This is a genomic window from Myxococcus sp. AB025B (assembly GCF_006518215.1).
Taxonomy (GTDB): Bacteria; Myxococcota; Myxococcia; order Myxococcales; family Myxococcaceae; genus Myxococcus; species Myxococcus fulvus.
In genome coordinates this window covers 1-11,891 of record NZ_SRLW01000308.1, presented here as the reverse complement: position 1 = coordinate 11,891, position 11,891 = coordinate 1, and the positions used below count along the sequence as shown (strand labels likewise).

The window sequence follows — 11,891 nt, the reverse complement described above, 5'->3', positions numbered from 1 at the left end:
CAGCGTCGCATGCGACAGCGACAGCACCCTCTTGGCGTGCAGGTCCTGCTCGAACAAGCTCTCCAGGAACGCCCGCACCTGCTCTTCGTTGATGGCCACCTTGCGTACCAGCATGACCTCTCCTCTTACTCTCCACCACTCCGCCTCGCACGCGACCACCTGGTAGGCGGCTGGCAAGCCGCTCCCTCAAATGCGGGGATCGCTCAGGGACAGCCCCTGGTTCGCCTGCATGTAGCGGGCGACGTAGTCACGCACGCCGTCGGCGGAGGTCCACAGCACCTTGCCCTCCTTGAACATGGAGTACCCGCCGCCGCCGCCCGCGCGGTAGTTGTTGATGGCGACGACGAAGACCTGGTCGTCCCGGACCTCCGCGCCCTCGAAGCGCAGGTGCGTGAGCCGGGAGCCCGCGGGCTTCGTCAGGTCGTAGCCGTACTCGATTCGCGAGTAGAGGTCCCAGTTGTAGTCGGCCACCACCGGGGAGCTGGCCTTGGCGCCCTCGGGCCGCTCGGGCAGGTTGGCCGCGTCGAGCCTCGCGAAGTAGAGCGTGTTCATCTCCAGCGCGCGCCGGAGGATGGAGCCGTTGATCTGCATCACATACAGCGTGTTGTCGTAGATGTAGATGCTGTACGCGTCGCGCAGGGTGACGTCGCCGGCCGGCAGCGCGCCGTCGTTGGTGAAGATGGCCGCCAGGGAGAAGTCCACGTCGAAGCCCGCCTCGCGCGCGGCCTGCTCCTGGACGATGTTGATGATGTCCCCCAGCGGGCTGTCCACGTAGCGCGCGGCGAAGCCTCCCGGGAACGCCGCCGTCGTCGAGCCGATCTTCTGGTTCACATACGTCACCGTGGTGTCGTGGTAGCTCTGCGCCAGCTGCGTCACGGCGGCGTCCGCCGCCACCTTCTCGTCCACGACGTGGAGCCGGGAGTCGTGGGTGTCCACGCCCCACCGCTCGCCGCGCCAGGTGACCTGGAGTTCCACGTCCGCCAGGTGGCTGCCCCAGCGGTTGGGCTGGGTGAGGAGCACCTCGCGGCCCTCCGGGTTCTTCAGCAGCATCTTCGGGATGGGCTGGTGCGTGTGGCCGGTGAGGAGCACGTCGATGCCGGACACCCTCTGGGCAATCTGCACGGCCGGGTTCTCTCCGGGCAGGTTGCCCCGGTCCGCCCACTTCGACTCGTCCGCGTAGTCCGCGAGCCACGAGTCGGGGTTGCTCGCGCTGCCGGTGGGCTGCTTGTCGGGGCCACCGTGGATGGCCACCACGATGACGTCCGCGCCCGCCTCCCGCATCCTCGGCACATAGGCGCGCGCCGTCTCCACCGGGTCGTCGAAGCGCAGGCCGGGGATGTTCTCCGCGCGCTCCCACGTCGTCACGCCCGGCGTCACGAGGCCCAGGATGCCGACCCTCACGTCGCAGACCTCCGTGAGCACATAGGGCTGGAAGGCCTCGGTGCCGTCCGCGCTCTTGCGCACGTTGGCGCCGAGCACGGGGAAGTCGACCTCGCTCTTGAACTTGTCGAGGACGCCCAGGCCATAGTTGAACTCGTGGTTGCCCACGGTCATGGCCACGTACCCCAGCTCGTTCATCGCGACGGCCATGGGGTGGCGGGGCGTGTTGTCCACCAGCCCGTAGTAGGTGCCCAGCGGCGTGCCCTGGATGGTGTCGCCGGTGTCGACCAGCAGCGTGCAGTCCGGGTTCGCCTCTCGCGCCTGCTTGATGAGCGTGGCCACCTTGGCGAGGCCGCGCTTCGCATCGGGCTTCCCGCTGAAGTAGTCCCACGGGAAGATGTTGGTGTGCAGGTCGCTCGTCTGCAGCAGCGTCAGCTTGCGCGGCGAGGTGTCGGGGGGCGTGGGCCGGGGCGGCTTGTCATCGGAATCACACGCGGTGAGGAACGAGCAGGCACCCACGAGACACAGAGAAGCGGCGCGCAACGCGCGCAGCGGAACAAGAAGACGCATCAGGAGACCTCGTTCAACGAGTCGTGCCAGGCGGATTGCCTGACGCGGGGCACCCTAGCGTCCTACTCTGACGTCTCCGGAAGGTCTTGTCGTGAGGGCTTCAACACCGCCTTGCCCTGGTAGTTCACGCGCCACGGGGTCCCCAGCCCGGGACGCCCTGCTCTCGGAGCTCAAGTAGCGCCACCCGGCCATCACTGGCCACGGAGACGCTCCCCTGTGCGAGCGCCTCCATCCGATGACATGGCGTGTCACCCATTCACGGTGAATCGGGCGCCGTTTCATACGGGTTACCCGCCCCTGGGTCCTGACAACTCCAGTCTCAATCCAGTCTCACAGAAACATGACAGCACGTGGATACACCTATTCACATGTCAAAAGACATATCAAGACATAGCACGGGCGACTCCTGCAATTGCTTGCAGATTTTCTTGACGCCTCCCGGGCAACGAGAGTACCCAGACAAGCATTGATTCATCGCGCCTCGAGCGGGCCGCCTGGAGTCTCACGGGCGGCGACGTGACGGGTGCGAGCAGGGCAGGCCCACCTCCGGAGGCGACCATGAAGTTCACCCGGTATTGCCGCTCCATCCTGTTCACTCCCGCGCTCGTCGTGGACCGCTTCGCCCGGGGACAGCAATCCGGCGCGGACATCAGCCTGGTGGACCTGGAGGACTCGGTCGCCGCCAACCACAAGGACACGGCCCGTCAGCAGGCGGAGGAGTTCTTCTCCGCGCCCAAGGGTCCCAGCCGCCGCGCCATCCGCATCAACACCGTCACCCGACCGGAGGGGCTGAAGGACCTGCTCGCGCTGCGCCACTACGCCGTCAAACCGGACGCCGTGCTGGTGCCCAAGGTGGAGTCACCGCGGGACCTCGAAATCGTCGAGCAGGTGCTCGGCGCCAGCTGCTCGCAGGTGGACCTGCTCGCCCTGGTGGAGACGCCGCGCGGCGTGGAGAACGTGCACGCCATCGCCTGCGCGACGCCCCGCCTCAAGGCCCTGGTGTTCGGCTCGGCGGACTACTCCTTCAGCATCGGCGCGTCGCTGGCCTGGGAGCCTCTGTATTACGCGCGCTCCCGGCTCGTCGCCGCCGCGCGCGCCGCCAACGTGCAGGTGGTCGACTCGCCGCTGTTCGACATGTCCGACGTGGAGGGCCTGCGCCGCGAGTGCCAGCTCGCCCGGAGCCTGGGCTTCAGCGGCAAGGCCGCAGTCCACCCGCGCCAGGTGGAGGTCATCAACCAGGCCTTCTCCCCGGACGAACACACGCTGCGCAAGGCGCGGACCATCGTCCAGGAGAGCCAGGCCCGCGACTTCAACATCTGCGTGGTGGAGGGGACCATGATGGGGGCCCCGTTCGTCGAGGCGGCGAAGCGCACGCTCGAGGAGTTCGGCCCCCGCGAGGCCGACACCCCGTCGCGCTCCCTCTGACACCCCACCCCATCCCGAGGAGCAATCCACATGGAAACGAGCAGCGAGCAGAGCGTCCTGGGTCCCCGCCGCTATCGCAACAACGAGAAGCTCATCGCCGTGGGGGACCGGGGCTGGCAGCACGCCAAGGACAACGGACTCATCGGCATCAAGGTGGACTTCGAGTCGAACAACCGCCTCGTCGACACCACGTCGGGCCACGAGTTCATGACGCTCTGCTCATGCTCGTACCTGGGCCTCAACCACCACCCGAAGATCCTCCAGGGCGCCATCGACGCGCTCCAGGAGGCGGGCACCAACAGCCTGGCCATGTCCACGCTGCGCATCCGGCTGAAGCTGATGGCACGGCTGGAGGAGGCGCTGCGCGAGCTGTACGGCTGCCCCACCCTGCCCGGCGTCACCTGCAGCGCCCTGACGGCGGGCATCCTCCCCCTGCTCGCCTCCGGCCACCTCACCGACGACGGCCAGCCGCGCGTCATGGTGTTCGACCGCTACTGTCACTTCTCCATGGCCTACATCAAGCCCATCTGCGGCGATGAGAGCCTGGTGCTGACCAGTCCGCACAACGACCTCAACTACCTGGAGGACGTCTGCAAGAAGTACCCGCGCGTGGCCTACGTCGCCGACGGCGCCTACTCCATGGGCGGCCTCATCGCGCTGGAGGGGCTGCTCCAGCTCCAGGAGCGCTACGGCCTGTTCCTCTACATCGATGACTCGCACTCGCTGGCACTGACGGGCGAGCGGGGCGAGGGCTACGTGCGCTCGCGGCTGAAGATGAACCCCCTGACGATGGTGGTCGCCTCGCTGGCCAAGGCCTTCGGCAGCTCCGGCGGCATCGCCATGCTGGGCAGCGAGAAGAGCTTCGACTTCCTCTACCGGAACGCGGGGCCGCTGGCCTGGTCGCAGAACCTCCAGATGCCGTCGGTGGGCGCGTCGCTCGCCAGCATCGCGCTGCACCACACGCCGGAGCTACGCGAGCTGCAGGGGCGGCTCGCGCGCAACATCCAGCTCTTCGACAGCCGCTTCCCCTCTCCCAACGCGGGCAACGGGATGCCCATCCGCCTCATCCAGGTGGGCGAGGAGGAGCGCGCCATCCGGCTGTCCTCGGAGCTGTACCGGCGCGGCTACTACTGCTCGGCGGTGTTCTTCCCCGTCGTCGCCCGGGGCGAGGCGGGGGTGCGCGTGATGATTCGCGCGGACATGAGCGAGGAGCAGGTCCGCGTCTTCTGCGACGACGTGCAGGACATCCTCTCCCGTTTCTAAGACGCGCCCCCGCCGACGAGGAGCCACGCCATGCACGCCAGCGCCATCACCGGTTACAAGCAGCTCGGCCCCCAGCGCTACCGCGAGGTGCTGGGCTTCCACTACGAGGACTTCACCGTGGGGGACGTCTTCGAGCACCGCCCCGGCAGGACGGTGACGGAGGCCGACAACGTGCTGATGAACACGTTGTGCATGAACCCGTCCCCGCTGCACCTGGACGCCGCGTACTGCGAGCAGACGGTGTGGGGCCGGCCGCTCATCTCCAGCCTCGTCACCTTCAGCATCGTCTGCGGGATGAGCGTGCGCAGCACCAGCGGCCGCGCCACCGCCAACCTGGGCTGGGACAAGATTCGCCTCACCCACCCCGTCTTCGCGGGCGACACGCTCTACGCGGAGAGCCGCATCCTGTCCGCGCGGCTGTCCACCCGCCGCGTCGGCGAGGGAGTCATCACCTGCGAGACGGTGGGCCTCACCTCCCAGGGCGAGGTCTTCCTCTCCTTCGAGCGCAGCTTCCTGGTCCCCACCCGCGCGCACGCCGTCGAGGAAAGGGCCAGGTACTGACGCCATGCGCGCCGTCGTCTTCGAGGGCCTCGGTGGGCCGGAGGTGGTGAAGCTGCGGGAGGTGCCCCGGCCCGTGCCCACGCGCGAGGCGCTGCTGGTGAAGGTGCACGCCACGGCGCTCAACCGCGCGGACCTGCTCCAGCGACAGGGCGAGTACCACGTGCCGGAAGGACAGTCCGCCATCCCCGGCGTGGAGGTGGCGGGCACCGTGGAGGCGTGGGGCGAGGACGTGAAGGGCTTCACCCGGGGACAGCGCGTCTTCGGCGTGGTGGAGGGAGGCGGGTTCGCCGACTACTGCCTCTTGGACCAGGGCATGGCGCTGCCCATCCCCGCCGGCTTCGACTTCGCCGAGGCCGCCGCCACCTCCGAGTCCTGCCTCACCGCGAACGAGACGCTCTTCACCCTGGGACATCTGCAGCGGGGCCAGGCGGTGCTCATCCACGCGGCCGCCAGCAGCATCGGGACCACCATGGTCCAGATGGCCCGGCACGTGGGCGCGACCACGTACTGCACGGTGGGCACGCCCAGGAAGGTGGAGGCCGTGCGCGCGCTGGGCGCCGACGCGGTGTTCGACTACCGGGAGCAGGACTTCGTCCAGGAGGTGCTCCGGCTGACGGGCGGCGAGGGCGTCCCGCTGGTGATGGACTTCATCGGCGGCGCGTACCTGGAGCGCAACCTGGACGTGCTGGCGCACGAGGGGTGTCTGGTCCTGGTGGGGCTGCTCGACGGCATGTCCGCGCAGGTGGACCTCCTGCGCATCGTCCAGCGCCGGCTGCAGCTCAAGGGCTCGTCGCTGCGGCTGCGGCCCCTGAAGGAGAAGCGCGAGGTGAACGCGCGCTTCCGGCAGCGGTGGATGGAGGTGCTCGCCATGGGCGGTCTCCGCCCCGTCATCCACGCGCGGCATCCCCTGGAGGACGTGAACGTGGCGCTGGGAGAGATGGAAGCCAACCGCAACATCGGGAAGCTCGTTCTCACATTGGAAAGGAATGACAGCCATGCATGAAGAGCTGACGGCAAGCATCAAGCAGATCCTCATCGACAAGCTATTCGTGGAGCTGCCCCCGGAGCAGATTGGCGAGGACGACGGCCTGCAGTCCGTCATCGGGCTCGACTCGGTGGGGTTCCTGGAGCTGCGCGTGCTCTGCGAGGACGTGTTCAAGGTCCGCATCACCGACGAGGACTTCAACACCGACAACTTCCGCACGGTGAACCAGCTCGTGTCGCTCATCGTGGGCCTGAAGACCGCGGCCCAGGGAGGTGCGTGGTGAGGGCGCCCGCGCCCGGAGGCAGCCTCGCGCCCGCGGACCTGGAGCGCCTGCGCGCGGGCCAGGCCCTGCAGATGGACCACTATGGCGGCGGGCGCCTGCCCTTCGTCTCCCTCCAGGCCCGTGGGCTCGTCCAGCACATGGTCCCCCTGGAGGGCGAGAGCGCCGGTCAGGTGCTGGAGGTGCTGGACGCGAGCGGCGGCTATGCCAGCGCGTGCCTGGGCGCGGCGCACCCGTGTCTCCAGCCCGCGTTCCGCGAGGGGCTCGAGCGCGGCTACGTCACCGATGAGCTGGGCTCGCTGGAGCGCACGTTGCTCCTGGAGGAGCTGTTCGGCCCCGGGGGGCGCTGGGCGGACCGCTTCCCTGGCCGCGACTACCACGCCAGTGGCCGCAACTCCGGCTCGGAGGGTCTGGAGCTCGCGCTGCGGCTGGTGCTGGAGTCGGGCTTCGACCGGCGGCGGCTGACGGCGAAGGCGGGCCGCGAGGCACGCAGGACGGTGCTCGCCTTCGAGGGCGCGTGGCATGGCTGGACGGGAGGGCTGGTCCCCCTGCTCAATCGCAGACACTACCGCCTGGGCCTGCCGCTGCCGGGCGCCGAGCCTCCCTTCGGACTGGATGTGGCCTTCCTCCCCTTTGGCGAGGCGGCGCTCCTGGAGCGGTTCTTCGCCGAGCAGGGCTCGAGGCTGTCCGCGGTCATCGTCGAGCCCATCCAGGGCGACGCGGGCATCCTCGTCCCACCGCCGGGCTACCTGCGCGGGCTGGCGGCGCTGTGCCGGGAGCACGACGTGCTCCTCGTCGCGGACGAGGTGCTCACCTTCGCGAAGACGGGCCGCTTCTTCGCGATGACCGACGAGCAGGGGCCCATCCCCACCGACGTCACCGTCATCGGCAAGAGCCTGGGCATGGGCGCGGTCTCCACGTCCATGGTCATCGCGCGCCGGGAGCTGACCGTGCGTCCGAGCGGCGCGGTGTCCACCTCCGATTTGCGTCCGCTCACGTGCGCGCTGATGCGCTCGGGCCTGCGCTACCTCGCCGAGGAGCGCCTCATCGAGCGGGCGGGCACGCTGGGCGAAGAGCTCCGCGAGCGGCTGCGGCGCGACGTGGTGGAGGCCTTCCCGGCGCTGTTCCTGGAGGTGCGGGGACAGGGCTACATGAACGGCGTCGAGCTGACCGAGCGCGCCTCGCACGGCCTGTCCCGGCTGCGCCAGTGCCTGCTCGAGGCCGGTGTCTTCGTCGAGTTCATGGCGGGCGCGGGCAGGCGCTCCCACGGGCTGCGCTACCTGTTCCCCGCCATGCGCGTGGCCCCGCCGCTCATCGCGAACGACGAGGACCTGCGCCGCATCGTCGAGCGCATCCGCGAAGGGGCTCGGCGCTTCGTGGAGGCGGGGCCATGAGGCTGGAGTCCCCCGCGTCAGCGCCCCGGCGCCACCGGGTGGAGCACGTGGACACCGATGCGTCGGGCGTCGTGCACTTCTCGCGGTACGCGTCGCTGCTGGAGACGGCGGCGCTGGAGGAGCTGGAGCGGCGCGGCTCGGACCTCGTGAAGCTGGAGGGCCAGGGCCTGGATCTGCGCGTGCGCGAGCTGCGCATCCGCTACCGCGAGGCCGCGCGCTTCCAGGACTGGCTGCGGTTGGAGGCCCGGCTGGAGCACGTGGGCCCCGCGAGTCTGAAGCTGGGCGTGGCGGTCTACCGCGAGGGCCCCGCGCCCGAGCCGGTGCTGCTCGCCTCCGGAAGTCTGGACCTGGCTGTCGTCAATCGTGAGAGCGGAGACCCCACATGCCTTCCCCCGAACCTCAGCAGCGCCCTCGAGCGGTCCCCGTCCCCCTGAACAAGGCGGAGCGTCAGCCCAGGCCCCTGGGCTTCACCGCGCTGCGCGAGTGGCTGCGGCACCGCCACCCGATGATCCTGTTGGACCGCATCGTCGACCACGAGCCGGGCAGCTTCCTGGAGGCGCTCGTCTCCATCTCCGGGAACCTGGACTGCATCGCGGGCCACTTCCCCGAGCGCGCCATCTACCCCGGCAGCAACCTCATCCAGGCCTTCGCCCAGGCAGGCATCATCCTCTACCAGATGAGCACCTCGCCCCTGGCCGAGGACGAGCTGACCTTGATCGGCTCGGTGGAGAGCCGCTTCCTCCAGGTCGTCGTGCCCGGGGACCAGGTGGTGCTGCGCGTCCAGGTGAACCGGCTCGCCGGAGGGCTGTTCGTCTACTCGGGCAAGGCGATGGTGGGCACGCGCTGGGTGGCGGCGTTCCGCGCGAGCCTCATCCGCGCCAAGGTCTCCGAGCTGGGCTCGCCGCTATGGTAGCGCCCGTCGCGGTGACAGGGGCCGCGTGGAGCACGGCCCTGGGCCATGGGCTCGACGACGTGTGGCGGCGATTGCTCGCGGGTGAGCATGGCTTCGTCGAGGTGGCCTCTCCGCATCGGCTTCGCAACACGCTGGCCGCGGTCATTCCCTCGCGTGGGGAGGGCCCCGCGCCCCGACTGCGGCGGCTCGCGGTGGAGACGCTCGGTCGCGCGGTGGGCGAGGCCGGGCTGGAGGCGAGCGGCGAGGCGACGCGGTTGGTCCTGGGCACGAGCCTGGGCGCGTGGCTCGACGACGAGGGGGAGTGGACGGCGCCGCTCCACGCCTGGGCGGACGAGGTGGCTCGGGCGGTGGGCGCGCGGGAGCGGCCCGTGAGTCTCTCCACGGCGTGCTCCTCGGGGGCGGACGCCCTCCTCGTCGGGGCGGAGCTCATCCGCTCCGGGGCCGCGGAGGTGTGCGTCTGCGGCGGGGTGGATGTCATGACGCCGAGCAAGCGGCTGGCGCACTCGGCGCTCTCCACCATGTCCCCCACCCGCTCGCGCGCCTTCGACACGCGGCATGACGGCATGCTGCTGGGCGAGGGCGCGGGGTTCCTCGTGCTGGAGTCGCTGGAGCACGCGCGGGCGCGCTCGGCGTCGCTGCTCGCGCTCTTCCGGGGCGCGGGCTCGGCCAACGACGCGGCGAGCATGACGTCGCCGGACCCGGCGGCGCTGGGGGCGCGGCTGGCGATGGAGCGGGCGCTCCAGGACGCGCGGGTGTCGCCTCGGGACATCGGGGTCATCAACGCGCATGGCTCGGCGACGCCGGCGAATGACCGCGCGGAGGCGGAGGCGTTCCGGGCGCTCTTCGGGACGGGGCCGCGTCCGTGTGTCTTCGCGACGAAGGGGGCCTTCGGACACACGTTGGGGGCCACGGGGGCCATGGAGGCGATTGCGCTCATCCTCGCGCTGCGCGAGGGCGTGGTGCCGCCCATCGTCGGACTGGAGCAGCCGGATGAGGATTTCCCCTGCCCGCTCCCCGTGGGGCGGCCGGTGCGGCACGAGGAGCGGCTCGGCCTGAGCCTCACGCTCGGCTTCGGTGGGTTCGATACCGCGCTCGTCTTCGAGGCGTCGCGATGAACCCGACGACCTCGCTGGTGCTCCGTGGCGGCGCGCGGGCGTGCGGTGGCGGGGCGAACCCCTACGTGGCGCGAGTGAAGGGTTCCGTGCGCTACGCGGACCCGATGGCGTGGACGCTGGTGCTCGCGGTGGGAGAGGTCCTCGAGTCGCTGGGGGAGGACTTCCGCGCCTCGGCGGACCGGTGCTCGCTCATCCAGGTGGGCCCCGAGGCGCCGCCGGAGGCCATGTCGAGCGCCGCCAGGGAAGCCTTGCGTGGCTTCGCATCGCCCATCCGGTTCCCCGCCGCGCCGCCGAGCGCGCCGACGGGGCTGGCGTGCATCGTCCACGGGATCCGCGGCCCGACGCTGGCATTGACGTTGCCCGTGGCGGAGGGAGCCGGACTCGCGCTGTCTCTCTCCACAGCTTGGCTCACACGCGGTGTCGTCGATTACGCGCTCATCGCGACGGCGGCCTCGGTGCCCGGCGAGGAGCCCCGCGCCGCATGCGTGGTGCTCTCACACGGCGAAGGTCCTCCCGTGGACCCGGCGCGGCTGGTCCAGTCCCTTCTGTTCTCCAGGTGATGCCCCATGACCGAGCTCGCTGACATCCCGCTCTCCTCCATCCAAGCGTTCCTGGACCGCGTCCGGGACCTGACCTGTGAGACAGGCACGTCCACGCGGCACCGGGTGGAGTCACTCGCGGAGGCGTGGCGAGCCCATGGACTGAGGCCCGGCGATGTCGTCCTCCTGGCCCTGCCGAACGGAGCGGAGCTGCTCACGCAGCTCTTCGCCATCCTCGCCGCCCGGGGCGTGCCCGCGCTGGTGTCGCCTTCCGCGCCCGCATTGCGACAACAAACCCTCGTGGAGGCACTCCCGGCACGCGCGCTCGTGACGATGCGCCGCCCCGCGCCGCTGGCTCACGATGCGGACCGCTTCCACCTGGGAGGCGCGGAGGTCGCCCTGTTCTCCGAGGCACAACCTCCCGGCGCCCAGCCTGGAGAGATGGTGCTGCTCACCTCGGGCACGTCGGGCTTCGCCAGCGGCTGCGTGTTCGACCTGGAGGCGCTCTTCCGCAACGCCCGTCGTCACTCGGACGCCGTGGGCCTGCGTGCGGGCGACACCGTGCTGGTGAACCTTCCGCTCTACTACTCGTACTCGATGGTGGCCCAGGCCTTCGCCTCGCTGCTCCGCGGCGCGGACCTGGTCATCAGCGGACCGCCCTTCCAGCCCGCGGCTTATCTGCGACTGCTCGCCGAGCAGGGCATCACCGTGTCCGCCCTCACGCCCCTCCTGGTGCGCGCGCTGCTCCAGCAAGGTGGCGCCTTCCCCGAGGGTCTGCGCTCGCTCGGCGTCGGCGGCGACGTGCTCTCCCCCGAGCACGTGGAGCAGCTGCTCCGCCTGCGTCCACGCGGAGAGCTGTACCTCACCTATGGGCTGTCCGAGGCCGGTCCCCGGGTCGCGACCCTCTCGGCCCACGCGGAGCCCGCGCACCGTTACGCCTCCGTGGGACGGCCCCTCCCCGGCACGCAGGTGTCGCTCGTCCCCCGAGGCCCCGGGGGACAGAAGGAGCTGCTGGTCTCCTCGGACACGCTGATGAAGCGGCGCATCGGCCTGGTGGAGGGCGACAAGCTGCACGCGTGGCGCGGTCCGCGGCTGCTCGCCACCGGCGACATCTTCGACATCGACGCGGACGGCTACCTGTACTTCCAGGGGCGGCTCTCCGACTTCCTCGTCCGGGGCAGCGAGAAGATCTGCATGGCCTCCGTCCGGCGCCTGGCCACCACGCTCCCGGGCGTGCTCACCGCGCGCACCCAGGTCGTCTCCGGCACCGAGGGAGATGACTACGAGATGATCCTCACCGTGGCCGACGAGGGCCGACCCCTGGAGCACGTGTCCGAGGCGCTCTCGCGGCTCCTGCGACTCGCCGAGCGCCCCCGACGCATCCAGGTCGTCTCCGCCGACGGCAACACCGCCGCCCTGCACAAGTGAGCGGCTGACGCCACGCGCGTCGCCCCCAACCCGTCCCA

General features: G+C 70.3%; 12 protein-coding genes. 11 read left to right on the top strand and 1 reads right to left on the bottom strand.

Annotated features, from left to right (window positions below; translation table 11 throughout):
* Nucleotides 1–186: 186 nt before the first annotated feature.
* Entirely contained in the window at nucleotides 187–1,950 is a 1,764-nt protein-coding gene (locus tag FL311_RS35230; protein ID WP_141332073.1) for a bifunctional UDP-sugar hydrolase/5'-nucleotidase, read from the bottom strand.
* 558 nt (nucleotides 1,951–2,508) lie between these two features.
* Here FL311_RS35230 and FL311_RS35225 point away from each other — a divergent pair.
* The 11 genes from FL311_RS35225 to FL311_RS35175 are packed head-to-tail and all read left to right on the top strand — an operon-like array spanning nucleotide 2,509 to nucleotide 11,853.
* Nucleotides 2,509–3,375 (top strand): CoA ester lyase, encoded by an 867-nt coding sequence (locus FL311_RS35225; RefSeq protein ID WP_141332072.1) that lies wholly within the window; start codon nucleotides 2,509–2,511, stop codon nucleotides 3,373–3,375.
* Nucleotides 3,376–3,405: 30 nt separating this feature from the next.
* On the top strand, nucleotides 3,406–4,638 hold the full coding sequence (locus FL311_RS35220) for an aminotransferase class I/II-fold pyridoxal phosphate-dependent enzyme (protein ID WP_141332071.1): 1,233 nt from the start codon (nucleotides 3,406–3,408) through the stop codon (nucleotides 4,636–4,638).
* A gap of 30 nt (nucleotides 4,639–4,668) precedes the next feature.
* The gene (locus tag FL311_RS35215) at nucleotides 4,669–5,199 is read left to right on the top strand and encodes a MaoC family dehydratase (RefSeq protein ID WP_141332070.1); all 531 of its coding nucleotides are present in this window, start codon (nucleotides 4,669–4,671) and stop codon (nucleotides 5,197–5,199) included.
* Nucleotides 5,200–5,203: 4 nt separating this feature from the next.
* Complete coding sequence (locus FL311_RS35210; protein WP_141332069.1) at nucleotides 5,204–6,202, top strand: NAD(P)H-quinone oxidoreductase; 999 nt, start codon at nucleotides 5,204–5,206, stop codon at nucleotides 6,200–6,202.
* A complete protein-coding gene (locus FL311_RS35205) occupies nucleotides 6,195–6,467 on the top strand; it encodes an acyl carrier protein (protein ID WP_046712357.1) in 273 nt (90 codons plus the stop codon). Before FL311_RS35210 ends, FL311_RS35205 begins: the two co-directional genes overlap by 8 nt.
* Complete coding sequence (locus tag FL311_RS35200; protein WP_194869488.1) at nucleotides 6,464–7,858, top strand: aminotransferase class III-fold pyridoxal phosphate-dependent enzyme; 1,395 nt, start codon at nucleotides 6,464–6,466, stop codon at nucleotides 7,856–7,858. The genes FL311_RS35205 and FL311_RS35200 overlap by 4 nt, the downstream gene beginning before the upstream one ends.
* Nucleotides 7,855–8,292 (top strand): thioesterase family protein, encoded by a 438-nt coding sequence (locus FL311_RS35195; RefSeq protein ID WP_141332068.1) that lies wholly within the window; start codon nucleotides 7,855–7,857, stop codon nucleotides 8,290–8,292. Before FL311_RS35200 ends, FL311_RS35195 begins: the two co-directional genes overlap by 4 nt.
* Complete coding sequence (locus tag FL311_RS35190) at nucleotides 8,241–8,771, top strand: 3-hydroxyacyl-ACP dehydratase FabZ family protein (protein ID WP_141332067.1); 531 nt, start codon at nucleotides 8,241–8,243, stop codon at nucleotides 8,769–8,771. The genes FL311_RS35195 and FL311_RS35190 overlap by 52 nt, the downstream gene beginning before the upstream one ends.
* Nucleotides 8,765–9,886 (top strand): beta-ketoacyl-[acyl-carrier-protein] synthase family protein, encoded by a 1,122-nt coding sequence (locus tag FL311_RS35185; protein WP_141332066.1) that lies wholly within the window; start codon nucleotides 8,765–8,767, stop codon nucleotides 9,884–9,886. The genes FL311_RS35190 and FL311_RS35185 overlap by 7 nt, the downstream gene beginning before the upstream one ends.
* Nucleotides 9,883–10,446 carry a coronafacic acid synthetase gene (locus tag FL311_RS35180; RefSeq protein WP_141332065.1) on the top strand — a complete coding sequence of 188 codons (564 nt, stop codon included), beginning with the start codon at nucleotides 9,883–9,885 and terminating at the stop codon, nucleotides 10,444–10,446. Before FL311_RS35185 ends, FL311_RS35180 begins: the two co-directional genes overlap by 4 nt.
* 6 nt (nucleotides 10,447–10,452) lie before the next feature.
* Nucleotides 10,453–11,853: a class I adenylate-forming enzyme family protein gene (locus FL311_RS35175; RefSeq protein ID WP_141332064.1), complete on the top strand. Its 1,401-nt coding sequence runs from the start codon at nucleotides 10,453–10,455 to the stop codon at nucleotides 11,851–11,853.
* Nucleotides 11,854–11,891: the final 38 nt, after the last annotated feature.